20 protein-coding genes are annotated in these 24,939 nt (G+C 69.9%); 8 read left to right on the top strand and 12 right to left on the bottom strand.

Annotated features, from left to right (window positions below):
* Window positions 1-95: 95 nt before the first annotated feature.
* The 10 genes from ABD256_RS27315 to ABD256_RS27360 all read right to left on the bottom strand — a co-directional run bounded on the left by ABD256_RS27315 (window position 96) and on the right by ABD256_RS27360 (window position 9,394).
* Window positions 96-767 (bottom strand): DNA alkylation repair protein, encoded by a 672-nt coding sequence (locus ABD256_RS27315; protein ID WP_344424890.1) that lies wholly within the window; start codon window positions 765-767, stop codon window positions 96-98.
* A gap of 86 nt (window positions 768-853) precedes the next feature.
* Window positions 854-1,597 carry a dienelactone hydrolase family protein gene (locus ABD256_RS27320; RefSeq protein ID WP_344424893.1) on the bottom strand — a complete coding sequence of 248 codons (744 nt, stop codon included), beginning with the start codon at window positions 1,595-1,597 and terminating at the stop codon, window positions 854-856.
* Between the two features lie 90 nt (window positions 1,598-1,687).
* Window positions 1,688-2,452: an ion transporter gene (locus tag ABD256_RS27325; protein ID WP_344425249.1), complete on the bottom strand. Its 765-nt coding sequence runs from the start codon at window positions 2,450-2,452 to the stop codon at window positions 1,688-1,690.
* Window positions 2,453-2,706: 254 nt separating this feature from the next.
* Complete coding sequence (locus ABD256_RS27330) at window positions 2,707-3,510, bottom strand: S1 family peptidase (protein ID WP_344424896.1); 804 nt, start codon at window positions 3,508-3,510, stop codon at window positions 2,707-2,709.
* 150 nt (window positions 3,511-3,660) lie between these two features.
* On the bottom strand, window positions 3,661-5,034 hold the full coding sequence (locus ABD256_RS27335) for a TfuA-like protein (protein ID WP_344424899.1): 1,374 nt from the start codon (window positions 5,032-5,034) through the stop codon (window positions 3,661-3,663).
* 6 nt (window positions 5,035-5,040) lie between these two features.
* The gene (locus tag ABD256_RS27340; protein ID WP_344424902.1) at window positions 5,041-6,207 is read right to left on the bottom strand and encodes a YcaO-like family protein; all 1,167 of its coding nucleotides are present in this window, start codon (window positions 6,205-6,207) and stop codon (window positions 5,041-5,043) included.
* Window positions 6,208-6,292: 85 nt separating this feature from the next.
* The gene (locus ABD256_RS27345) at window positions 6,293-6,433 is read right to left on the bottom strand and encodes a hypothetical protein (RefSeq protein WP_344424905.1); all 141 of its coding nucleotides are present in this window, start codon (window positions 6,431-6,433) and stop codon (window positions 6,293-6,295) included.
* A gap of 110 nt (window positions 6,434-6,543) precedes the next feature.
* Window positions 6,544-7,755: a cytochrome P450 gene (locus tag ABD256_RS27350; protein ID WP_344424908.1), complete on the bottom strand. Its 1,212-nt coding sequence runs from the start codon at window positions 7,753-7,755 to the stop codon at window positions 6,544-6,546.
* Between the two features lie 156 nt (window positions 7,756-7,911).
* Window positions 7,912-8,829 (bottom strand): LLM class flavin-dependent oxidoreductase, encoded by a 918-nt coding sequence (locus tag ABD256_RS27355; RefSeq protein ID WP_344424911.1) that lies wholly within the window; start codon window positions 8,827-8,829, stop codon window positions 7,912-7,914.
* Between the two features lie 10 nt (window positions 8,830-8,839).
* Complete coding sequence (locus tag ABD256_RS27360; RefSeq protein ID WP_344424914.1) at window positions 8,840-9,394, bottom strand: TetR/AcrR family transcriptional regulator; 555 nt, start codon at window positions 9,392-9,394, stop codon at window positions 8,840-8,842.
* Window positions 9,395-9,489: 95 nt separating this feature from the next.
* Here ABD256_RS27360 and ABD256_RS27365 point away from each other — a divergent pair, with 95 nt between their 5' ends.
* On the top strand, window positions 9,490-10,917 hold the full coding sequence (locus ABD256_RS27365; RefSeq protein ID WP_344424916.1) for an MFS transporter: 1,428 nt from the start codon (window positions 9,490-9,492) through the stop codon (window positions 10,915-10,917).
* 278 nt (window positions 10,918-11,195) lie between these two features.
* Window positions 11,196-12,797 carry a hypothetical protein gene (locus tag ABD256_RS27370; protein WP_344424920.1) on the top strand — a complete coding sequence of 534 codons (1,602 nt, stop codon included), beginning with the start codon at window positions 11,196-11,198 and terminating at the stop codon, window positions 12,795-12,797.
* Here the strand turns inward: ABD256_RS27370 and ABD256_RS27375 are convergent.
* On the bottom strand, window positions 12,787-14,910 hold the full coding sequence (locus tag ABD256_RS27375; protein WP_344424923.1) for a hypothetical protein: 2,124 nt from the start codon (window positions 14,908-14,910) through the stop codon (window positions 12,787-12,789). The two genes, ABD256_RS27370 and ABD256_RS27375, sit on opposite strands and share 11 nt — an antisense overlap.
* A 71-nt stretch (window positions 14,911-14,981) precedes the next feature.
* The gene (locus tag ABD256_RS27380; protein WP_344424926.1) at window positions 14,982-17,375 is read right to left on the bottom strand and encodes a cation-translocating P-type ATPase; all 2,394 of its coding nucleotides are present in this window, start codon (window positions 17,373-17,375) and stop codon (window positions 14,982-14,984) included.
* Window positions 17,376-17,466: 91 nt separating this feature from the next.
* Between ABD256_RS27380 and ABD256_RS27385 the strand changes: the two genes are divergently transcribed.
* The 6 genes from ABD256_RS27385 to ABD256_RS27410 all read left to right on the top strand — a co-directional run bounded on the left by ABD256_RS27385 (window position 17,467) and on the right by ABD256_RS27410 (window position 24,642).
* A complete protein-coding gene (locus ABD256_RS27385; protein ID WP_344424929.1) occupies window positions 17,467-18,657 on the top strand; it encodes an ROK family transcriptional regulator in 1,191 nt (396 codons plus the stop codon).
* Between the two features lie 211 nt (window positions 18,658-18,868).
* Complete coding sequence (locus tag ABD256_RS27390) at window positions 18,869-20,383, top strand: sugar ABC transporter ATP-binding protein (protein WP_344424932.1); 1,515 nt, start codon at window positions 18,869-18,871, stop codon at window positions 20,381-20,383.
* Entirely contained in the window at window positions 20,380-21,405 is a 1,026-nt protein-coding gene (locus ABD256_RS27395; protein WP_344424935.1) for an ABC transporter permease, read from the top strand. Before ABD256_RS27390 ends, ABD256_RS27395 begins: the two co-directional genes overlap by 4 nt.
* Window positions 21,406-21,420: 15 nt before the next feature.
* Entirely contained in the window at window positions 21,421-22,467 is a 1,047-nt protein-coding gene (locus tag ABD256_RS27400; RefSeq protein ID WP_344424937.1) for a substrate-binding domain-containing protein, read from the top strand.
* Between the two features lie 19 nt (window positions 22,468-22,486).
* A complete protein-coding gene (locus ABD256_RS27405) occupies window positions 22,487-23,641 on the top strand; it encodes a Gfo/Idh/MocA family protein (protein WP_344424940.1) in 1,155 nt (384 codons plus the stop codon).
* The gene (locus tag ABD256_RS27410; protein WP_344424943.1) at window positions 23,638-24,642 is read left to right on the top strand and encodes a sugar phosphate isomerase/epimerase family protein; all 1,005 of its coding nucleotides are present in this window, start codon (window positions 23,638-23,640) and stop codon (window positions 24,640-24,642) included. Before ABD256_RS27405 ends, ABD256_RS27410 begins: the two co-directional genes overlap by 4 nt.
* The last annotated feature ends 297 nt before the right edge of the window (window positions 24,643-24,939 follow it).

Here is a 24,939-nt window from a genome sequence, read left to right on the forward strand (position 1 = left end):
ATCCGCTATGACCGCTACGCCAACCACTTTTGCGCCTTCCTCACCCTCGCCGCCACGCTTACCTGCTACAAGAAACTCACCAAATGAGACACGCTCTAAGCGCTGTGCTCTCGCCGCACTATTTCGGTGATCCAGGTGGGCGCGAACGGAGACGTGCAGTTCGGTGGGGTCGGGTAGTCCTTGAGCACCTCGAGACGTTCACCGATGTCGATCGCACGGGCCCGGTGCTCGGCGTGGGAGATGCCGATCTGGGCCAGGCAGTGGTTCATCGCCCACTGCAGGCGTTCCGGAGCGTCCTTCAGCTCCGCCTCGATGACGTCGAGCAGTCCCGCGAGGTCGAGGCCATCGGGTTTCTTCGCCACGCGTTCGGTGGTCAGCGCCCAGCCGGCACTCGCGACCACGGGATCCGGATCGGCTGTCCAGGCCACGCGGAGCTCTTCGGCGTGCGGGCTCTTCTTCACCACGTAGTTCACGAGCCAGTCGTGCACCTTGGGGGCCCGCGCCTCGCGCATCATGGCGTCCAGTTCGGCGCGTTCGAACGCCTTCGGGCGGCAGATCAGGGTCGCCAGCAGCCTTGCCGCGGTGTCACCGGTCGCCCAGAGACGGCGCGCGAGATCCTGCTGCGTCTTCAGCCGCTTCGCGACCGCACGCAGCTTGCCGAGGTTCACCCCGTGGTCGTCACCACGTTTCTCGTTCACCTCGCGTACCTTCGGATCCTCGAGCGCCGCCAGTTCGGCCAGCACCTCGGCCACGGCCGTATCGGTCACCTCGGTCTCCCCTCCGTCGCGCGTGGGAGCCAGCCTACGAGGAAGCACCGGGCGCCACCGAACAGCCGTACCGGACGGCCGCTGGGTCAGCCGCCGAGGGTGTCGGCGTACAGCCGGGTCAGCGCGGCCCAGTGGCGTTCCGCCGCGTCGGCGTCGTAGGTGGGGTTGTCCGCGACCGCGAACCCGTGCGCGGCCGGGTAGGTCTCGACGGTGTGCCGCACCCCAGCGCCGGTGAGGGCGCCTTCCAGCCGTTCCGCCTGCTCGGCGGGGAAGGACGCGTCGTCCTCGGCACCCGCGACGTAGACGCTCGCGCCGATCCGGTCGGCGCGCAGGTGCGGGCTGTCCGGATCGTCCTCCTTGGCGAGGTTCCCGCCGTGGAACGACGCGGCGGCGGCGATGCGGCCGGGGTAGTGCCCGGCCGCGGTCAGGGAGGCACGGCCGCCCATGCAGTACCCGGTGGTGCCCACCGCGGTGCCGGACACCTCGGAGCGGCTTTCGAGGAACGTGAGGAACGCGCCGGTGTCGCGGACGATCGTCTCCGCCGTCACGCTCGCGACCAGGTCCATCAGCCGCTTCCGTTCGTCGGGGTCGCCGAACACCGTGGCGACGTCGAACGGGGCGTACCCACCGGTCCGGTAGTAAGGATCGGGCAGCAGCACCGCGTACCCGAGCGCGGCGAGCCGGTCCGCCATCACGGCGAACGTCTCGCGCGGACCGGCGGCGTCGGGGTAGAGGATCACCGCGGGCGAGGGCGCATCACCGGCGGGCGTGTGCAGGGTGGCGGCACAGACGCCGTCCCCGGTCGGTACGGCGACATCCGTTCGTGGCATGCGGGCTCCTGCGCTGTGGTGGGCACTCGCTCCCGTTCTACTCCGGACGCGACCGTCCCCCCGCGCTTTTCGCCCACCGCGAAACGATTTCTACGCCCGCCCTCGGCGTTCGTCGAACTCGCGTGCGGCGGCGCGCTGGGTGCGGGTGGGCAGCTTCCCGTCGTCGTCCGCGCCCTCCTCGTTGAGGCCGAGCTCCACCGCCTGCCTGATCTGCAGCCGGTTGTCCCTGACCACGGCCGAGAAGAAGTCGTCGATGCGCGGGTCCTGGAGCACTTCCAGTACCACGCGGAACGAGGTGTCCACGACGCCGCGAACGATCTCGTCGTGGAACGGGATGTGCCGGAGCTTGCCGAGCTGCCGGTCCTCGCTGAGCTTTTCGCTGATGATCGCGCGCAGCTCGTCCTGGTTCGCGGTGAGCGACCTGGCCAGGTTCTCCGGGTAGTTCCCGGTCTCCACCACCTTCACCACCTCGTCCATCACCGCGATCGTGATCGGTTTCTTGATCGCGCGCACGATCGGCTCGGACAGCTTGTCGACGAGCCGGTAGGTGAACTGCTCGCCCACCGCGCGGTCGGCCGCCCTGCCGATCCGCACCAGCAGCAGGACCACCAGGAGGAACTGGTGCCCGGCGAGGCCGGGGTGGGCCACCGGGATCATCGCGAACAGTTCGTACCAGTTGCGTACGAGGAAGCGCACGTCCCAGCGCCGCTTGCGCCAGCGCCAGCCGAATTCGGCCAGGAACAGCGCGCAGACCGCGCAGTCGGTGTAGAACACCCACATCCCGGTGTCGCGGGCGGACGGGCTGAACGCCATGAATCCGAGCAGCCCCACCGAAACCACGGCGAGCGCGAGCATGATCCAGTCGTCGGCGTGCACGTTCCCCGGCAGCACCCCGGTGTTGAGTTCGGGCTCCCGGCCGTGCGCACCGGCTCCCGGTTCGCCGGATTCCCCGTTCGTGGCCATCGCCGAGCCTCCCAAGTCGCGCATGCGGTGATCGGCCTCGATCATGGCACGGACGAGTGCATCGGGCCGGCACGTCACGCCGTGGCAGGGCACGGCGATCGCGGCCACCCGTGGCACCGGGTGGCCGCGATCCCTCCCCTTCCCGCTCAGACGCCCGCGGTCTGCTTGATCCAGTCGCGGACTTCCTGGCTCACGACGGTCTGGTAGCCGCCGAAACCGTCGCCCTGGGTCGGTTTGTGGCCGAACGAGCAGACCCCGATGATGTTCCCGGTCGCGTCGTCGATGGCGGGTCCGCCGGAGTCGCCGCCAGAGGTTTCGCCGTCGTTGTGGATGCAGAACGCGTCGCCGAAGCCCTGGCCGCAGTCGGTCTGCTGGATGTCGCCGCTGGAGGTCTTGAGGTTCTCCGGCAGGTTCGTCCAGTCGGAGTTCTCGTAACCCCAGCCGAACACGTGCTCGGCGACCCCGACCTTGGCCTCGCCCACGTCGCCGACCTTGGCGTACTGGCTGACCTCGACCTCCTTGGCCAGCTTCACCAGCGCCACGTCGTCGGCACCCGGCGCGGTCCGGATGTCCGCGCTGTCGGCGGTCTGCCCACCGCTGGACCTGGTCAGCGAACCGATGCGGAACGTCTTGGCCGCGCCGTCCTGCACGCAGTGCTTCGCGGTGAGGATCCACTGCGGCGCGATGATCGAGGCGGTGCAGTGGAAGCGCTGGTCGTCCTTGCCGTGCAGGGCCGCGATGAACGGCACGTCCTCGGTCACCCTGTGCCCGCCCACCATGTTCGGCGTCGCGGAAGGCGGCGGCGTGGCCGGATCGCCCGGCACCGCATGGATGGTGGACGGGCCCGGCGAGCCGAGCGCGGTCGCCGGTGCGGCGGTGACGATCGCCCCCGCCGTCAGCGCCAAGCAGCACACCGCTGGGATCAACTGCCGGATGGTCGGTTTGCGCATCGCGAAGACTCCGAACACTCAACTGTCCCCGGACCCGGGGAACTCACGCGGACTGGACCCACCCAATGAAGCCCAGCGCGGATTCGCGAACAATCGAGGCGGCGGCCCGTAGGCGTACGCAACTAATTCACCGGCAACCCCACCGGTCCGTTATGAACCGGAATGCCCGTCCATCCGGAAGTCGGTGAGCGCCGCGTTGTACTTCGCGGCGAGGTAGTACGGACGGGCGGAGGCGACCAGGGTCGGTACCGAGTCGATCCCCCTGTCCAGTGCGTGCAGCTCGAGTTCGTCCGGTGTGGTGCGCCACCGGGCGGCGAACCAGTCGACGACCTGCCGTTCGGCGAGTGAAAACAGGTCGAATCGGGGGTTCTCGGCACGCGCGCCCTCATTGACCTGACGCGCGGCGCCTGCCAGCTCCGTGGCCAGTGAAACCGCCACCGGGGCGGACCGCATCGCGGTCAGCGCGCCGATGTCGTCGGGAACACCCGGCGAGACCTGGAAGCTGCGCACGAGGAAGGTGAGCACCTTCTCCGGCAAGGACAACCGGTCCTGTTCGTCGCCGGTGAGCCACGGGACCAGGAAGGAGAACTGCTCGTGATCGGTCAACGGCGGGTAGAGCCCGATGTGCACCCCGTGCGCGATCGCCCGTTCGGCGGTGTCTCGTGGGAAGACCGGGCAGTCGCGCGCGCATTCGGCGGCCAGCCGGTCGATCACCCTGGCGCGATGCCGTACGGGGTAGTCGGTCGCGAAGAGCTGGCAGATGCGCAGCACGGCGAGATCGGGCACCGGACCCGCACCCGCGGCCTTGAGCTCCCAGGAGTGCAGGAAGATCGTGCGGCTGAGCACCGGCAGCCCGGCGTGACGCGCCGGTTCGCGCGCCGCATGGCGAAGCGTGTCGAGCAGGAGCAGCGCGTCGGTTCGCTTGCGGTTGGCCGGGTTCGAGCTCTCCAACCGCTCCAGCGCGGCGATCGTCTCATCGGCCGCGCCCCGTTCCCGCGCGAGCTCGGCCGCGGCGCGGAAGGTTCGCTCGGGGTAGTACCGCTCGCCGAGGTCGCCGACGAGGGATTCCCGCATGGCGGCGTCGATCAGGCTCCGCGACTCCAGCCAGGACAGTGCGGCGCGGATGTTCACCAACGGCTCCGAGAACGCCCGGTAGCCGCTTTCGGCGGGACCGTGGCTGAGCGTCACTTCGTCGTCGGCGATCAGGGTCCCGTCGAGGTAGTCGCGGTAGATCCCGCCGACGCCTTCCATCCCGTACCCGGTGAGCTCGGCGGCGCGCAACGCGCCGATGCTGGCGGCCCCGATGACCCGTGCCCCCGAATCCAGCACCGCCATGATTTCCTTGTGCCGCACGGCTCTCGTCTGGTGGAAGTAGCCGTCGACGATGCCGACGACGTCACCGGGGGCCAGCGGAAGCCGCAGCAGGTCCCCCGCGGCCACCGGCGGCCGAACTTCGATGTCGTCGCCAGCGGCCAGTTCGGCCGCGTCGGGCAGGCTGGGACCGCAGAACAGGTGACGCCGCATGTGTCCTCACACCAGATCCGGGTTGAACACCAGGCCGGGACAGACCACCCGCGCGACCGGGATGCCGATGTCCGGCCGGGTGTGGTCGACGACGAGCGGGTCCCGCCCCGTGTGGGCCTGTACGAGCTCGCCTGCCAACCGCAGGTCCTCGGCGATCGTGCCGTGGCGCCGCGATTCGACGTCCACAAAGGACAGCGGGACGTCACCCGTCGACCACTGCGCGAGATCGGGCCTGCTCACCCGCCCGGACGAGATTCCTTCCGCGCGCACGAAACGGTCCCCCGTCACGTCGTCACGGGTACCGGCGATCGTGGTGACCCTGGACTGCACGGCCTCGGTCAACGCACGGCACAGCGCCACATCTCGGTCGAAGTGGCAGCCCATCCCGACGAAGACGACCGGGAACGAATCGCTGATGATCCTGGCGCGGAAGCAGGGCAAACCCGTCGGGCTCGGCAGCAGATCGGCCGCCGCGTCGACCCCGGCGTCGCGCAGCCGCCGGAACAACTCGCCCGACTCGCCGTCGACCGTCCGCGAATCCACCAGGTGCCGTACCGGCCCGTTACCGGCGCGGGTCAGCGCGTCTCGCTCGATGACCTCGTAAAGACCGTGCAGCACCGCTTCGTCGAGGATGTTGCCGCTCGCCAGCCCGTTGCTGCTCTTGACGAACAGCGGAGGCCGCCACCGGTCGGTGATCCGGCCGTCGAGGTCGAGCACATCGGTGGGCACCAGGGTTTCTTCCCCGCCGAGGAGGTGCCGCGCACGAGTCCAGCGCAACTTCGCCGCGGGGTTCAGATAATGGCGAGGGGCCAGCGTCAGCTCGTCCAGCCGGTAGGCGAGATCCGGCTCGACCTCGCCTGCTGTCGCCACCAGATCGCCCTCGCCGACCCGTTCCGCGTGCCAGCTCTCGATGGACTCCATCGCCGCGGACACGATCGCGTGCGCGCGGGACAGCCCTTTTCCCTGCGACACCGACATCAGGTAGGAGTTGGGCCGGACGGCCTGGTACACCGGCACCCCGATGTCGTCGAGCCAGGTGACATCGGCGAGCCGGGTGATGCCCATCCGGGGCAGCAGCGGCCGGATGCGGCGAAGGGTCTGCTCGGGATCGCACACCCGGTGTGTTCCATCGAAACACACCTTCGCCGATCCGCGTTCCGCTGCGATGGACATTTGCGCTCTCGTAGAGTTCGACCGTCAGGTTTTCGCATTCCCGAAAACCGCGCCGGGAATGCGAAAACCGTCAGACGGACAAAGGTCAGTGTGCCGCGAGATCGTCGGCGTCCAGCACCGTGCGAACCTGCGGATGACCGATTCCTGCGTTATGTGTTTCCTCGACGGCGAAATCCGTAGCCAGCTCAGCCTCGACCTGAAGGCGCGACGGAATCACAATATGCATGATCTACTCCCCAGTAGAGTGGACAACTAAGTTGAATTCCCCCGAAGCATAGCGATCATCACCCAAATCGGGCAAGCCCCCGAGTGGACCAGTCATCGAACGCCGAGGAGTCACCAGGTCACCGGCAACTCGTGGAGGCCGTAGACGGTCGCGTCATCCTTGAACGGCAGGCTCTCCACCTCGGCCGCGAGCCGCAACGCGGGCATCCGGCGGAACACCGTGTCGAACACGATCTGCAGCTCCATCCGTGCGAGGTTCTGCCCGAGGCACTGGTGGGGCCCGAATCCGAAGGCGACGTGGTGGCGTGCCCCGCGCTCGATGTCCAGCACGTCAGGCTCCGCGAACGACGTTTCGTCGCGATTGGCCGAGTGGCTGAGCGCGATCACTCCCTCGCCCGCACGGATCACCGTGCCGGCGATTTCGACGTCGGCGGTGGCCGCCCGCGACGTCGCGACCTCCGCGATCGTGAAGTACCGCAACAGTTCGTCCACCGCGCCGGGGGTCTTGCCTGGATCCGCCTTGAGCGCGGCGAGCTGCGCGGGGTGCTCGAGCAACGCCAGTATGCCGAGCGAAATCATGTTCGAAACGGTTTCGTGCCCCGCGACGAGCAACAGGGAGGCCAGCGCGACCAACGCTTCGTGGTCCACCTCGCCGGACGCTCGCTGATGGAGCACCTGCCTGCCGATGAGGTCGTCGCCGGGATCGGCTTCCTTGGCCGCGACGAGTTCGTCCAGGTAGTTCCACAGGTCTTCGAGCGCCTGCTGGCGATCGTCGAGTCCGATGTCCCTGGTGAGCACGATCCTGGTGCGCCCCTGGAAGAACTCGTGGTCGGCGTAGGGCACGCCGAGCAGCTCGCAGATCACCAGCGACGGCACGGGGAGTGCGAGCTCCGCGACCAGGTCGGCGGGCTTCGGCCCGGCCAGCATCGCGCTGATCAGCCCGTCGACGGTCTTCTGGATCCTCGGGCGGAGCTCGGTCATGCGCTTGACCGTGAACTCGCCGACCACCGCACGCCTGGCAGGCCCGTGCTCCGGCGGATCCATGCTGATCAACGACGGTTTGAACCGGGTCTTGGCCGTTCTGCCGGACTTCAGTATCAGCGGGAACCCTGGGTGGAACCGGTCCGAGCTGAACCTCGTGTCGCCGAGCACGGCGCGGACCTCGTCATAGCGCGTCAGTACCCAGGCGTTCCTCCCGGACGGGAGCTCGGCGCGAACGATCGGGCCCGCTTCACGCAGGGTCCGATATTCAGGTGGCGGCTCGAAGGGACAGGTTCTTTTCATCGGGTACCGCACGGGGCCGGGTTCGGCCAATTCGGTCATGGTGAAACCCCCAGTACAACGAAGACGACCTCGACGATTCAAAGTCGAGGATTCGAGAGTAATGAGACGCGACCACGTCGCGCAACACGATCGTCCAAAACAATGATGCGGTGGGCGGACGCGAGAAAAGGCGGTGTGAATTTCCGGCGCGGAACCTCAGCCGACGCGCGGCAACACCTCGGCCGCGAGGCGTTCCATCTGCTCCCGCTCGTCGAACATCGGTGTGCACAGCACCATCTCGGCTCCCGCGTCGGCGACTTCGCGAATACCGCGCACGCAGTCGTCGGCGATGCCGGTGATCGCCACGTTCCCGAGGGTGTCCGCGAAGGGCCCGTACAGCTCCCGCAGCGCCCGCGACATCCGCTCCCCCGCGCGGTCGGCGTCGTCGTCGACCGCGATGTAGACGCGCTTGGCGAGCTGGAACCCGGCCGGATCCCGGTGCTGCGCCACGAGTTCCGCCCGCACCGCCTCGACCTGGCCCACGAAGTTTTCGGTGGTGGTGGACCCGGCGCCGAAGAACCCGTCCGCGAGGCGCGCGGCACGCCGCAGCGCCGCGGGCGCGCTGCCCCCGATCCACACCGGCGGCGAAGGCTTCTGCACCGGCTTCGGCTCCATCGACGCGTCCGCGAGCTGCCAGAACCGGCCGTCGAAGGTGACACTCGGCTCGGCCCACAGCGCCCGCATCACCGCGAGCCCTTCGGTGAACCGGCTGACCAGTCCCTCCGGGCTGAGCCCGAACGCGGCGAAGTCCCGGTTCCGCCCGCCCGCGCCGAGACCGACCTCGACCCGGCCGCCGCTCATCTGGTCCAGCGTCGCCATGCTCTTCGCCAGGTGCACCGGGTTGCGCAGCGGGAGCACGAACACCGAGCAGCCGAGCCGCAGCGTCGTCGTGCAGGCGGCCGCGAACGCCAGCGTCTCGATCGCACCGAGGTGCGGCTTGGTGCCGAGCACCTGTTCCTGCGTCCAGCCGCCCTCGAACCCTAGTTCTTCCGCCCGTCGCAGGTGGGCGCGCAGGGCGTCGGGGTCGAACTCGCCGTCGGAGTGGAACTGGGGAATCGAGATCGAAAAGCGCATGCGCCCAACCCTACGACTGCCGGTCGTCGACGAAGCCGGGTATCGAGCCGATCAGCTCGGTCATCCACGGTTCGGCCGGCACCGCGCCAGGGCCGGCGACCTGGAGCGCGCCGAGCACGGTGAGCAGCATCCCGGTGGCGAGGAAGCGCTGGACGTCCTCGGCCTCGGCACCGGTCAGCTCCCTGATCAGCAGGTAGATCCGCCCGAACCGGTCGCGCACCACCGCGCCGATCTCCGGGTCGGAGCTGGCGGCGTACCCCTGCAGCAGCATCGCGAGCAGCTCCCGCTCCGCGAGCAGCCGGTCGTAGGCGGCGCCGAGGCTGTCGAGATCGGTGCCCGCGTCCCGGAAGGTCTGCTCGATACGCGACGCCGCCCGCTCGATCCCGGCGACGAACAGCCGTCGCTTGGTACCGAACAACCGGATCACGTACGGCTGCGACACGTTCGCCAGACGGGCGATGTCGTCCGTCGTGGTCGCCGCGTACCCCGAGGCGGAAAACGCCGAGATGGCCGCGGAAACGAGCTGGTCGCTGCGTTCCGCCGCGGTCAGGCGGACCTTGCCCATCGGCTCCTCCTCGTGTCGTCCGTTGACATGTTATCAGTCAATAAGTACTTTATTTAGTTATCAGTGAATTACAACTTGTTGTGGGGGATACACCAATGTCCACTGTGGACATCCAAGGCACGGGCACGTCCCGGCCGCCCGAAGCACCGCGTCGCCGCCCGCTGGTCGTCGTGCTCGCCGCCACCGGCATCCCGATGTTCATGGTCACGCTCGACAACCTGGTCGTGACCACCGCGCTGCCGGTGATCAAGACGCGGCTCGGCGCCTCGCTCGCCGAGCTGCAGTGGTTCGTCAACGCCTACACGCTCTCGTTCGCGGCGCTCCTGCTCACCGCGGCCGCGCTCGGCGACCGGCTCGGCAGGCGACGCGTGTTCCTCGGCGGGATCGCGGTGTTCACGGTGGCCTCCGCCGCCTGCGCCGTGGCGAGCGAGCCGTGGATGCTGACGGCGGCGCGCGCCGTGCAGGGCATCGGGGGCGCTGCCGTGATGCCGTTGTCCCTCACCCTGCTCAGCGCCGCGGTGCCGGAGCGGAAGCGGGACGCGGCGATCGGCATCTGGAGCGGGCTCAGCGGGCTCGGTGTCGCGATCGGCCCGCTGGTCGGTGGCGCGGTCGCGAGCGGGCTCGACTGGACCTGGATCTTCTGGCTGAACGTCCCGGTCGGACTCGTCGCGTTCCCGCTCGCCGCCGTGGTGCTGCGCGAATCGCGCGGCGGGGCAGGGCGGCTTGACCCGCTCGGCCTCGCGCTGTCCACGGCGGGGGTTTTCGCGCTGCTGTGGGGCCTGGTGCACGGCTCGGAGCACGGCTGGTACGAGCCAGCCACGCTGCTCGCGCTGCTCGGTGGTGCCGCGCTGCTCGGCGGGTTCCTGGTGTGGGAACACCGGTCCGCGGCGCCGATGCTGCCGCTGCGGCTGTTCCGCTCACGCGCGTTCAGCGCGGTCAACTCGACCGCGTTCCTGTTCTCGGTCGGCGTCTTCGGGTCGGTCTTCCTGCTCTCCCAGTTCTTCCAGATCGTGCAGGGCCTCAGCCCGCTGGACGCCGGTCTCCGCACGCTGCCGTGGACCATGGCCCCGATGGTGGTCGCACCGCTCGCGGGCCTGTTCGCCGAGAGGATCGGCCCCCGCGTGCTGATCGTGACCGGCCAGGCCCTGCTCGCCGCCGGTCTCGGCTGGCTCGCGCTGCTCGTCTCCACCGACGTCCGGTACGCGGCCATGGTGCCGCCGCTCGCGCTCGCCGGGATCGGCATGGGGCTGACCTACGCGCCGATGAGCACGGTGGCGCTCGCGAGCGTTCCTCGCGACTCGCACGGGATCGCGTCCGGCTCGCACAGCACCGTCCGCGAACTCGGCGTCGCGTTCGGCGTCGCCGTGCTCGCGTCCGTGTTCACCGCGTTCGGCGGCTACGGCGACCGCACGGCCTTCGTGGCGGGCCTGGTGCCCGCGATGAAGGCGGGCGCGGCCGTGGTCGCCGTCGGCGGCCTGCTGGCGGTCCTGCTGCCCAGACGTCCACAAGTGACAGTCCGGTAGGTGTGAACAATCGCACAGCACCACGGCCCGATGGGGTAAGCCCCTCCTCCGAAGGCACGTAAGATCGGTAGCCGTGTCAGACATCGACGGCGCTGCCGGACCCGGCGATAGGCAGCAGTGTATTCCCTTCGGGGGATCATCGGCGATTTCCCGCTCGCGAGCAATAACAACGCTATACAATAAACCCGGAAACCCGGAAACCCGGAAACCCGGAAACCCGGAAACCCGGAAACCCGGAAACCCGGAAACCCGGAAACCCGGAAACCCGGAGCTGACGAGTGACGCGGGAATGGGGAACCGTTCCCGCGGAACGCACCGTGCTCGTGGTGTCCCGAACGCACACCTCGCTGGACCGGCTGCTCGACGTGCTGCCCGCGATCGCAGGGGACACCCGGATCCAGGTGAGGTTCACCGTCGACAAGGGATCCGTGTTCAACGACGGCGTCGCGAGGCGGCTCCGCCGGCTGGGTACCAACGTGATCGCGTGGCACAAGGCGAAAAAGCAGCGATTCGATCTGATCCTCAGCGCCAGTGACCACAGCGACCTGCACGAACTCGACGGAAAGCTGGTACTGCTTCCGCACGGTGCCGGGTATCAGAAGTTCTCACCGCACGCCACCCCACCGCAGTTGTCCGGGCTCACCGATTCCGCACTGCGGTACGCAGGAAAACCTCTGGTGAGCACGCTCGTGCTCTCCCATCCGGCACAGTTCGAGCAGGTCGCCGCGACGGCACCCGACCTGCTCGAACGGGCGAGGGTGGCGGGTGATCCGTGCCTGGACCGGATGCGGGCGGACCGGCGACGGGCGGAGCACCGTGCGGCGCTCGGGCTGCTGCCGCACCACAAACTCGTCACCGTCACGTCCACCTGGGGCCCGGAATCCACCATGGGGCGCTGGCCCGACCTGCCGACCGGGTTGCTCGCCGAACTCCCGCACGATGAGTTCAGGGTGGCCGCGGTGCTGCATCCGAACGTGTGGGTGCACCACAGCCCGTGGCAGGTGCGCAACTGGCTGGAACGGGCGGAAGAGGCCGGGCTGGCGCTGATCCCGCCCACCGGGCCGTGGCAGCTCGGCCTGCTCGCCGCGGACTGCGTGCTCGGCGACCACGGATCGCTCTCGGCGTACACCACGGGACTCGCGATTCCCCTTCTCCTCGCCGCTTTCGGCGATAACGAGGTCGCCCCCGGCACTCCGATGGAAACCCTCGGCAGGAAAATGGGCCGGTTCGACCCGAACCGCGCCGCCGCCGAGCAGATCGGCAAAGCGATCGAGGACTTCCGGCCCGAACACCACCAGGAATTGGCGAACCAGGTCTTCGCACTCCCCGGCGCGTCCTTGCGGACGCTCCGTGACACGTGCTACGAACTGCTCGAACTGAGCCAGCCGCCGTTCCCGCCGCGGTTCAGCCCGTTCCCCACCGATCCTCTCGACATCGCGCAACCGAAATCGTTCGACGTCACGACCGGAACCGGCGCCGGCGGCGCACTGGACCTGAAGCGGTTTCCCGCGGTTCTCTCCGAGTTCGCCACCGACCGAACGGCCCGGCATCTCGCGTCCTTTGTGGACGAAACGGACCCGCGACTGATCGAGAGCGCGGCGATCCTGCTGCGCTGGGGCACCGAGGACGGCTGGGCCGCCCGTGCGCTCGCGGCATATCCCGGCAGCCGGATGGCGGCAACGCTCGAACCATCAGGGCGGGTGGTGCTGCGGACCAGGGACGGCAGCACCGCGGTGGCCGATATCGACGACGCGACACCCGGTTTCCCCGCCGAGCTGATCGCGTCCGCGGCGTACCACCGGCTCCTGAGCGGACGCGGACCGGCGACCTGCCGCCTGTCCGCGGGCGCCGCGACCGCGGTGCTGCGGCTCAGGACGTGAGCGAATCCAGCCGCCGCCGGAACTCGGCCGCCCTCGGCGAACCCGTCCGGTCGTGCAGTTCGCACACCTGCCGGAGATAGGTCCGCTCGGCTTCGGCGTCACCGTACCGGTGCGCGAGATCGGCGAGGAGTTCAAGCGGCTTGTCGATCAGCGCCACGGTGCCGAGCGCCCCGGCGATTTCGACCGCTCGGTGCAGGCTCGCCACCGCGCCGGCGTCCCTGCCCAGCGCGACCAGCACCGCTGCCCTGCTGGTGGCGATCTGGGACAGCGTCCTGGCATCACCGGAGTCCGCGAGCAGCTCGTCCGCCCGGTCGAACGCGGCCAGTGCCGCCACGTGCTCCCCCAGTTCGCCGAGGCACCGGCCGACGAACTGGGACTGCAACGCGATACCCCGTCGATCCTCGATCTGTTCGTGCAGCCGCAGCGATTCCCGGTACACGGCCAGCGCTTCGGCGAACTCCCCTTCCACGTACTTCGCCTTGCCGAGGAAGTCGAGCACCGAAGCGAAGTACTTGACCTCTTCGTCGTGCTCGGTCAGCTCTCTGGCGCGAACGAGTTCGGTATGCGCCGATTCGAACTCGCCCAGCTCGACGTAGGCACGGGAGAGGTAGCACCGGATCCTGGCTTCCACCCGTGGTGGTCCGCTGCGCCGTGCGGCCTTCACCGCCAGTGCGCCCGCCTCCCGCCACGCGTGCAGGAGCTTGTGGGTGCTGTAGAACGGCCACATCGCTTCGAACAGCTGCCAGGTCTGCTCGTCCCAGTGCCCGGCGTCCGCCGTCCGCAGCACCGCGAGCAGGGCATCGTGGTTGGCGGCGAACCAGTCCATCGCCGCCCGGCTCGACGTGCACAGCGGTTCTCGACCGGCACGCCTCGCGTCCGTGACGCGGAGCCGGTTCGCGTTGACCGCGTAGTCCGCGTCGGCGGCATCGGCGACCCATGCCTTGACCGCCTCCTCGACCATCGCCTCCGATTCGTCCGCCGCTTGCCTCGCCACGCGGTGCGCGTGCCTGCGAATGGCACCGGGCAACCGGAAACCGGTCGGCAGTTCCTCCACGAGGTACACCCGCAGCAGTTCATCGGCGAGCAGCCCGGCCTCCTCGCCGGGCACACCGAGCGCGGCGGCGATGATCCGGATCGGCACCGCGGGCGCCGCCAGCGCACCGAGCAGCCGGTACATCCGGGCGGCCGGTGCGGACAACCACCGGTACGCGGGGTCGAACCGGTTCGTGCTCCCGAGCGCGCCGCGCGGTGCCTCTTCCGGCGCGCGCCGGAGTTCTTCGGTCAGCTCCTCGATCAGATGGCCGACTTCGAGTGTCTTCCTGGTTTTGAGCCGCCCGCCCGCGACGCGCAGGTCCACCGGCGAACCCCCGAGCAAACCGACCAGTTCCCGCACCTGGCCCTCGTCACCGAGATCGCGCGCCGGTCCGCAGATCTTGGCGAGCAGCTCGACGGCGTCGTCCTCCGGCAAACCCGACAACGGCGTGAGATCGGCCCTGACCGCCAGGTCGCTCTCTTCGGGGACGTTCATGTCGTCCAGCGAGAATTCGCTCGCGGCCAGCACCAGCGCATGGCGCGAGTTGGGGATCAGGGCGAGCACCTCCGCGGCATGGTGCACATTGTCCAGCAGCACCAGCACCTTCTCCCCCTCGGTGAGGGACAGGTACCGCTTCCGCCTGTCCGCAAGGGTCGCCGGAATCCACCGCTGGTCCACGTACAGCTCGGTCAGCATGCCCGCCAGCGCGTCCGAGAGGCTGACCCCGCCCTGTGGCCAGAGCGGCCCGAAATCGGCGGTGACCGCGAATTCGAAGTGCGGCCGCAGCAGGGCCGCGCACCGGTGCAGCACCGCGGTCTTTCCCACGCCCGCGGCCCCGGTCAGCACCACCACGGCGGCGGTCTCCCGGTCGGCTTTCGCGACGGCGCCGATCCGGGCGAGGATATCGGCGCGATCGGTGAACGTGCCCTCTGGTGCCGCGACGGCCCAAGACCGCTGCTGCGGCGGCGGCGCGAACTGCTGGGTCGTCATGGTGACCGACCCCGCGTACCGGAACATCGCCACGTTCTCGGCGGTTCCCCCGAACTGGTTGTTCGTCCCGTCCCCCGGTGCTCCCGGCACGTCAGTCCTCCCCGATCGACGTCATCGCCGTCACTCTACGGGAGAAAACCGGTACCGGCGGTGAGTTCACCTCAGCCCATGTGCGTGACCTCGGTGTCCACCTCGGCGCGGCGGGCGACGACGGCGCGGTTGATCCACCACGCCGCTTCGACGAGCACGATGCCGACGGCGCCGCAGGCGAACGCGATGCCGGTGTAGCCGAGGTTGCTGGGGTCGAGCAGGAAGAAGTCCTGGGTGAACGGGATCAGGAACATCGCCAGTGTCAGCGCCACCATGCCCGCGATGAGGGCGATCTTCCACCACGCGTAGGGCCGGGCGATGATCGCGAGCACCCACAGCGCGATCGAGATCAGGGTGATCAGCGCGGTGGTGCCCGCCTGTTCCTTGTCCAGTTCGGACGCTCCGGAACCCTGGTACACCAACAGGTACGACACGAAGGTCGCCGCCGCGATCACCACACCGGCGGGCAGCGCGGCCCGCATCACGCGCCCGACGAAGCCCGAGCGGGCGCGTTCGTTGTTGGGCGCCAGCGAAAGCACGAAGGCGGGGAGGCCGATGGTGAACCAGGCGGTGATCGTCACGTGCCGGGGCAGGAACGGGTACGGCACCTGCGCGATCCCGACCGCCAGCGCGAGCAGTACCGAGTAGACGGTCTTGGTGAGGAACAGGTTCGAAACGCGTTCGATGTTGCCGATCACCCTGCGGCCCTCGCCGACGACGTGCGGCAGGGTCGCGAACTTGTTGTCCAGCAACACGATCTGCGCCACCGCGCGGGTCGCCGGGCTGCCAGCGCCCATCGCGACCCCGATATCGGCGTCCTTGAGCGCGAGCACGTCGTTGACGCCGTCGCCGGTCATCGCGACGGTGTGCCCCTTCGACTGCAGCGCGCCGACCATCGCCCGCTTCTGCAACGGGGTGACCCGCCCGAACACCGCGGACTCCTCGACCACGTCGGCGAGTTCGTGCGACTCCTCCGGCAGGCGGCGCGCGTCGACCGGGTCCTGCGCGCCGGGCAGGTCCAGCTTGCCCGCGACAGCGCCGACCGAGACCGCGTTGTCGCCCGAAATCACCTTCACCGTCACCGACTGGTGCGCGAAGTAGTCCAAAGTGTCCTTGGCGTCCGGGCGGATCTTCTGCTCCAGCAGCACGAGCGCCAGCGCGGTCACCGCGCCAGGACCCTCCGGTGCGTCGACCCTGCGCTCGGCATGGCCGAGCAGCAGGACTCGCAGGCCCTGCGCGCCGACGCGCTCGGCCTCCGCGCGCTCGGGGTGGTCGGCGTCGAGCAGGACGTCCGGCGCACCGAGCACCCAGTTCCCGTGGCCGTCGAAACTCGCCCCGCTCCACTTGCGCGCCGAGGAGAACGGCATCACCGCGTCGGTTCGCCAGCCGGGGTCGTCGGGGAACGCCTCGCCGATCGCCAGCATGCTCGCGTTCGGGCGGGCCTCGGCACGGGCGAGCGCCGCCAGCGCGACCGGCACCGGCACCCCGTCCACGCCGAGTTCCCGCACCTCCCCCAGCCGCATCGCGTTTTCGGTGAGCGTGCCGGTCTTGTCCGCGCACACCACGTCGACCCTGGCGAGCCCTTCGATCGCGGGCAGCTCCTGCACGAGGCACTGCCGCTTGCCGAGCCGGATGACACCGACCGCGAACGCGACGCTGGTCATCAGCACCAGGCCCTCCGGCACCATCGGCACCAGCGCGGCGACCATGCCGCGCAGCGCGTCCGGCAGCGCCTGGTCACCGGCGAGCTGGTTGTAGATCGTCAGCGCGCCCGCGGGGACCAGCAGGTAGGTGATGAACTTGAGGATCTTGTCGATACCGGCCCGCAGCTCGGACTTCACCAGCGTGAACTTGCTCGCCTCCTCGGCGAGCCGCGCCGCGTAGGCGTCCTTCCCGACCTTCGTGGCGCGGAACGCACCCGAACCGGCGACCACGAAGCTGCCCGACATCACCTCGTCGCCCGGCCGCTTGACGACCGGGTCGGACTCGCCGGTCAGCAGCGACTCGTCGATCTCGAGCGCCTCGCCCGCGAGCACTTCGCCGTCGACCACGACCTTGTCGCCGGTGCCCAGTTCGATGACGTCGTCGAGGACGACCTCCGCCGGGTCGATCTCCGTGCTCTCCCCGTCGCGGCGCACCCGTGGCCGGGCCTGCCCGACGATGGCGAGCTGTTCGAGCGTCCGCTTCGCGCGCAGTTCCTGGATCATGCCGATCGCGCTGTTCACGATGATCAGCCCGCCGAACAGGCCGTCCACCAGGTACCCGGTGGACAGGATGATCGCGAACAGCACCCCGTAGATCGCGTTGATCCTGGTGAACACGTTGGCGCGGATGATCTCGCCGGTGGTCCGGCTGGCCTTGGTGCTGACGTCGTTGGTCCGGCCGGCGGCGACGCGCTCGGCGACCTCCGCCGCGGTCAGTCCGCGCACGACGTCGGCGGGGAGGACATGCTGCTCGCTGGGCATGGCCGCACTCTAGGCGTCCCGGCATACCGGACACATCACCCCACGGTCGAATCCTTGACCAGCCTTTGGGAGGGGGTCCTAGGCTTCGGGGATGGGATCCGGACAGCCGAGGATCGAGACCCGGCACCAGCGCGCGATGCTGGCGCTGCTCCGCGACGAAGGCGTTCTTTCCCGCGTCGAGTTGGGCGAACGCCTCGAACTGTCGCGGGCGCGGGTCGCGGTGGAGGTCACCAGGCTGAGCGAACTCGGGCTCGTCGAGGCGGCGGGCCCGTCGGTGAGCAGGGGCGGGCGCCGGTCGACGCTGCTACGACTTGCGACGGACCTCCGGCTGCTCGGCGTGGACGTCGGCGCGACCTCGATCGGCGTCGCGGTGACCGACGCCGCGTGCGAGGTGCTCGCCCACACCGTCGAGGACGCCGACATCAGGGAAGGGCCGCACGCGATTCTGAGCCGCGTCCTCGACCTGTCCGAGAAGATGCGCGCGCAGGCGCCGGGACGGCTGCTGGCCGCGGGCATCGGGCTGCCCGGCCCGGTGAGCTTCGCCGAAGGGATGCCGGTCGCGCCGCCGATCATGCCGGGCTGGAACCGGTTCGCGGTCCGCGACCACCTCGGCGGCGCGCTGCACTGCCCGGTGGCCGTCGACAACGACGTCAACGCGATGGCGCTCGGCGAACGGCACTCCGGGGTGGCGCGCTCGCTCGACGACCTCGTCTTCGTGAAGATCGGCACCGGGATCGGCTGCGGGCTCGTGCTCGGCGGGAAGGTCTACCGCGGGGTCGCGGGGACCGCCGGCGACATCGGGCACATCCGGCTCGACGAATACGGGCCGGCGTGCGCGTGCGGCGAGACGGGATGTCTCGAGGCGTACTTCGGCGGGGCGGCGCTGGCCCGCGACGGGCTGACCCTGGCCCGCAGCGGGCGCTCGGCCTTCCTCACCGCCGCGCTCGCGGAGCACGGCAGGCTGAGCGCCCGCGACGTGGGAGAAGCGGCCGCGGCGGGCGACCCCGGCGCGGCCACCCTGATCCGCGACGGCGGGCGGCGGCTCGGCCAGGTCGTGGCGTCGCTGGTCAGCTTCATCAACCCGGGCATGGTGGTGATCGGCGGCGGGGTCGCGCGGCTCGGGCACCCGCTGCTCGCCGAGGTCCGCGGTGCGGTGCACCGGCGCTCGCTCCCGCTGGCCACCGGGAACCTGCCGATCGTGCTTTCGGAGCTGGGCGAGACGGCAGGGGTGATCGGCTCCGCGTGGTCGGCCGCGGACCGCGCCTTCACGCTGTCGTCGTGACCCGCGCTCCGCGGGCCCGCGGGGATGCGAAAAGTCCTGAAGATGCCTTCGAGACATGAGCACTTTCGATGAAAATGTGCAGAAGTCCTCGTGATGACGTCACTCGAATGGACGCAAGTGGCGAAATCCGACACAAGTTCACCTTGACGAGTGAACTGGCTCACCTTACTTTTGCCGCTGACGAGACAAAGTCAGGAACGGCGGTGAGGACGTGGGTGCTGCACCGCCGCTGCTCGCGGTTCGCGGCGTCGTCAAGTCCTTCCCCGGTGTCCGCGCGCTCGACGGCGTCGACCTGGAGGTCGCGCCGGGCGAGGTGCACTGCGTGCTCGGGCAGAACGGCGCGGGCAAGTCGACGCTGATCAAGGTGCTCTCGGCCGCGCACCGGCCGGACGAGGGCGAGATCCGGTGGCTCGGCGAACCGGTGCGCCCTGCTTCGCCGTCGGCGGCGCTGCGGCTCGGCATCGCCACCGTCTACCAGGAGCTGGACCTGGTCCCCTGGCTTTCGGTGGCGGAGAACATCTTCCTCGGTCACGAGCGCCACCGGTTCGGGTTCACGAAGGTCGCCGAGTCCCGCGCGCGGGCACGGGCGCTGCTCGCCCGGCTCGGCCATCCCGAGATCCGGCCCGCCGCGGCGGTCGGCACCCTCCCCGCGGCCTCGCAGCAGCTCGTCTCGATGGCACGCGCGCTCGCCCACGACGCGCGCCTGCTGGTGCTGGACGAGCCGACCGCCGCGCTCGCGGGCGAGGAGGTGGACAACCTCTTCCGCATCGTCGGCGAGCTCACCGCGGCCGGGGTCGCGGTCGTCTACATCTCGCACCGCCTCGACGAACTGAGGCGCGTCGGGCACCGCGTCACCGTGCTGAAGGACGGCCGGACCGTCGCGAGTGGACTCGACGTCCGCACCACCCCGACCGCCGAGCTGGTGACGCTGATGACCGGCCGGCGACTCGACGCGATGCCGGGCGCACCGGGGAAACCCGGCACTTCCGAAGTGTTGCGTGTGGACGGTCTCGCCCGGCGCGGCGAGTTCGACCGCGTCGGCTTCTCCGTGCACGCCGGGGAAGTCCTCGGTATCGCCGGGCTGGTCGGCTCCGGCCGCAGCGAGCTGCTGGAAACCATCGCCGGAGCCAGGAAACCCGACGCGGGCGCGGTTTCCGTCGACGGGAAGGCCGTGCGTCCCGGCAGCGTCCGCGCCGCGGTGCGCGCCGGAATCGGGCTCGCCCCGGAGGAGCGCAAGAGCCAGGGCCTCCTGCTCGATCTCCCCATCGCGCACAACGTCACGCTCGCGAGCCTCGGCCGGTACGCGAAGCTCGGTTTCACCGATCGCGCCCGCGAGCTGCGCGACGCACGGGACACCTTGCGGCGCCTCGATCTCCGGCCCGCCGACCCCCGCCGCCTCGCGCGGACGCTGTCCGGCGGCAACCAGCAGAAGGCGATGCTCGCGCGGTGGCTGGTACGGGGCTGCCGCGTGCTGCTGCTCGACGAGCCGACGCGTGGCGTCGATGTCGGCGCGCGTGCCGAGTTGTACCGCCTCATCAGGGAACTCGCCGCGACCGGGGTGGCGATCGTGCTGGTGTCGAGCGAGATCCCGGAGGTGCTCGGCCTCGCCGACCGGGTGCTCGTGCTCGGCGGGGGCACGGCGGGCCGCGTGCTGGCCGACCGGCCGTCCGGCGAGCTGACCGAGGCCGCGGTGCTCGACGTGATCTTCGAAGGAAGTGCGGCATGACCGAGACGCGCCACGACGAGGCGGCTTCGACTGGGACGGGGCCGGTCCGGCCGGAATCCGAGCCGACTAGGGGCGGCACCGGCTTCCGGCCGGACATCCGGCTGCTCGGGCTCACCGGGGTGCTGGTGGCGCTGTGCCTGGTCGGCTACTTCACGCGGCCGGAGGTGTTCTTCACCGAGGGCAACATCTCGACCGTGCTGAGGCTGGCGGCGGCGATCGGTGTGGTGAGCGTCGGGATGACGTTCGTGATCATCAGCGGCGGCATCGACCTGTCCGTCGGCTCGATCGTCGCCCTGTCGAGCGTCTGGCTGACCACGCTGGCGACGCAGTCGTACGGTCCGGTCGTGATGGTGTTGTGCGGGCTCGCCGTCGGGCTCGGCTGCGGGCTGGTCAACGGCGTGCTGGTGGCCTACGGGAAGGTCGTGCCGTTCATCGCCACGCTCGCGATGTACGCGGCGGCGCGCGGGCTGGCCGAGCGGATCAGCGGCCGCCGCACGCAGGTGGTCGCCGACGGCGGGTTCCTCACCTTCTTCCGCGGCGACCTGCTCGGCGTGCCGGTGCTGATCTGGATCTTCGCGCTCGTCTTCGCCGCCGGCTGGGTGGTGCTCAACCGCACCACCTTCGGCCGCCGCACCTACGCCGTCGGCGGCAACCCCGAGGCCACCCGGCTGGCCGGGATCGACGTGCGGCGCCACACCGCGATCGTGTACGCCGTCGCGGGGCTGTGCTGCGGGATCGCCGCGCTGATGGTGGTCGCCAGGACGACGGCGGGCGCTTCCACCAACGGCCTGTTCTACGAGCTGGACGCGATCGCCGCGGTGGTGATCGGCGGGACGCTGCTCTCCGGCGGGCGCGGCTCGCTGACCGGCACGCTCGTCGGCGTCCTGATCTTCACCGTGCTGTCCAACATCTTCACGCTCAACAACCTCGACACCGACATCCAGAACATCGCCAAGGGCGTGGTCATCGTGCTCGCCGTGCTGCTGCGGTTCCGCGGGCGTTCGGAACGCCACCCCACCTGAGCCTTCGGAGGAGCAATGACTCGATTGGGTCGCCGTGGTTTCCTGCTCGGCGGAACCGCGCTGGGCGCGAGCGCGCTGGTGGCGGGCTGCACGTCGAACACCCCGCCCGCGAGCGACGGCGGCGGCCGCCCGGTGGCCGCGGGGTCCAGCGCGCAACCGGGAAAGCACGTCACGATCGGCTTTTCGGCACCGGCCGCCGACCACGGCTGGATGGCCGCGATGACGACGAACGCCCGCGCGCAGGCCGAGAAGTTCAGCGACGTCACGTTCAAGCCGACCGAGGGCACGAACGACGTGAACCAGCAGATCGCCGGTGTGGAAACGCTCGTCACGGCCAAGGTCGACGTGCTGGTGGTACTCCCCTTCGACGGCAAGGCGCTCACCGCGGCCGGGCAGCAGGCGATGGACGCGGGGATCCCGGTGGTGAACGTGGACCGGGTGTTCGGCACCCCGCTGGCGTACCGGACGTGGATCGGCGGGGACAACTACCGCATGGGCGTCAACGCGGGCAACCACATCGCGGCGCAGCTCAAGGCCAAGGGCGTGACGGCGCCGGTGATCGGCGAAGTGGCCGGGATCGACTCGCTGCCGCTGACCCAGGACCGGAGCAGGGGCTTCAAGGATGCCCTGGCGCGCCACGGGTTCGCCGTCGGGCCACGGGTTTCCGCGCAGTTCACGCCGGAGTCCGGCGAGTCGCAGACGGCGAACCTGCTGCAGTCGGCGGCGAGGCTGGACGCGCTGTGGAACCACGACGACGACCAGGGGGTCGGGGTGGTCGCGGCGATCGAGAACGCGCGCCGCACGGAGTTCCTGATGGTCGGCGGCGCCGGGTCCAAGACGATGATGAACCGCATCAAGGCCGATTCGGGGCCGGTCAAGGCGACCGTGCTCTACAGCCCGTCGATGGCGTCCTCGGCGATCGCGCTGGCGCGCCTGCTCGGCCAGGCGAAGGGCGTCGGCGACCTCGCCGAGCACGAGATCCCGTCGGAGGTCACCACGTTTTCCGCGGTCGTCACCAAGGAGAACGTCGACCGGTACCTCGACGTCGGCTTCGATTCCTGACACACACCCTGGAGGGGGCATGGGAACGATCGGCATCGGCATGGCGGGGCACGCCTTCATGGGCGCGGTGCACGCGCACGCGTGGCGCACCGCGCCGAGGGTCTTCGACACCCGCCTCACCCCGGTGCTCGCCGCGCTGGCGGGCCGGGACGGGGTGAGGACGGCCGCGGCCGCGGCGAAGTACGGGTTCGCCGCCGCGGAAACGGATTGGGGCGCGCTGGTCGCCAGGGACGACGTCGGCCTGGTCGACGTGTGCACCCCCGGTGACACGCACGCCGCCATCGCGATCGCCGCGCTCGAGGCGGGAAAGCACGTGCTGTGCGAAAAACCGCTCGCCAACACGGTGGAAGAGGCCGAGAAGATGGCCGGCGCGGCACGGGCGGCGGCCGCCAGGGGCGTCCGCGCGATGGTGGCCTTCAACTACCGGCGGGTGCCCGCGCTCGCGCACGCGGCACGGCTCGTCGCGGACGGTGCGCTCGGCGAGGTGCGGCACGTGCGCGCGAACTACCTCCAGGACTGGCTTTCCGACCCCGCCGCGCCGATGACCTGGCGGCTGCGGCGGGACAGGGCCGGTTCCGGCGCACTCGGCGATCTCGGCGCGCACCTCGTCGACGCCGTGCAGTTCGTCACCGGCGAGCGGATCACCCGCGTGTCCGCGGCGACGACCACGTTCGTCCACACGCGACCCGACGGGAACGGCGGCCGCGGCGAAGTGACCGTGGACGACTGCGCGTTGTTCACGGCGCGGCTGTCCGGCGGGGCGGTCGCCGCGTTCGAGGCGACGCGGTACGCGCTCGGCCGGAAGAACGCGATGCGCCTGGAAATCAACGGGTCCAGGGCCAGCATGGCGTTCGACTTCGAGTCGATGAACGAGCTGTGGTGGTTCGACGGCGAGGCACCGGCCACCGAGGCCGGGTTCCGCCGGATACTGGTGACCGAGCCCGGCCATCCGTACCTCGCCGGCTGGTGGCCGCCGGGGCACGGGCTCGGCTACGACCACACGTTCACCCACGAGGTCGCCGACCTGCTCACCGCGATCGCCGAGGGCGCCGATCCCCTGCCGGGGTTCGACGAGGGCCTGCGCGTGCAGCGGGTGCTGCACGCGGTCGAGGCCAGCGCGGCGGACGAGGCACGATGGACCACGGTGCCCGACGACGAGGAGACAGCGCGATGAGCCGACCGATCACCCTGTTCACCGGCCAGTGGGCGGACCTCCCGTTCGCCGAGGTGTGCCGCCTCGCCGCGGCATGGGGTTACGACGGGCTGGAAATCGCCTGCTCCGGCGACCACTTCGAGGTCGGCCGCGCACTGTCCGAAAAGGACTACGTGCCGAACCTGCGGAGGCTGCTCGACGAGCACGGGCTGAACGTGTGGGCGATCTCGAACCACCTCGTCGGGCAGGCGGTCTGCGACGACCCGATCGACGAGCGGCACCGGGCGATCGTGCCGGGCAGGGTGTGGGGCGATGGCGAAGCCGAGGGCGTGCGGCAGCGCGCCGCCGTGGAACTGGCCGACACCGCGCGCGCCGCGGAAAAGCTCGGCGTGGACACCGTCGTCGGGTTCACCGGTTCCAAGAGCTGGAAGTACGTGGCGATGTTCCCGCCCGTGTCGCAGGCCGTGATCGACGACGGCTACGAGGACTTCGCGCGCCGGTGGAACCCGATCCTGGACACCTTCGACGAATGCGGCGTCCGCTTCGCCCACGAGGTGCACCCGTCGGAGATCGCTTACGACTACTGGACGACGAAGCGCGCGCTGGCCGCGATCGGCGACCGCGCCGCGTTCGGGCTCAACTGGGACCCGTCGCACTTCGTCTGGCAGGACCTCGACCCGGTCGGCTTCATCCTCGACTTCGCGGGGAAGATCTACCACGTGGACTGCAAGGACACCCGCAAGCGGTTCGACGGGCGCAACGGCAGGCTAGGCTCGCACCTGCCGTGGGGCGATCCCCGGCGCGGCTGGGACTTCGTCTCCACCGGGCACGGCGACGTGCCGTGGGAGGACTGCTTCCGCGCGCTGAACGCGATCGGCTATTCGGGGCCGATTTCCGTTGAATGGGAGGACGCCGGGATGGACCGGCTGCGCGGTGCCGCCGAAGCGGTGGCGTTCCTGCGCGGCCTGCTGTTCGACAAGCCGTCGGCCGCGTTCGACGCCGCGTTCAGCAACCAGAGGTAACCGCGGGGCGCCCTGGCCGACGCCACCGTCATCCGATTGCCACAATCGGGAATTCACCGTGACTGCGCCGGTAGATACCGAACCGGCCGGAAGTAAGCGGGTCTGCGGATCAACCTGCTTTCTCGGTGGCATACTTCCGGCCTCCTTGGTAATGCACCCACTTTCGTAGGGTGTCGATCCGGACACAACGTGCTAAAACTGATTTCGCCCGGAGCAACCGCCCCTGGCAAGGGCGATGCGCTCCTGGCACGGATCCGAGGTACGCGGTACCGCAGTTCTCCCGCTCGTTCCCCGAAA

The sequence above is a fragment of the Amycolatopsis minnesotensis genome, assembly GCF_039529815.1.
Classification (GTDB): Bacteria; Actinomycetota; Actinomycetes; order Mycobacteriales; family Pseudonocardiaceae; genus Amycolatopsis; species Amycolatopsis minnesotensis.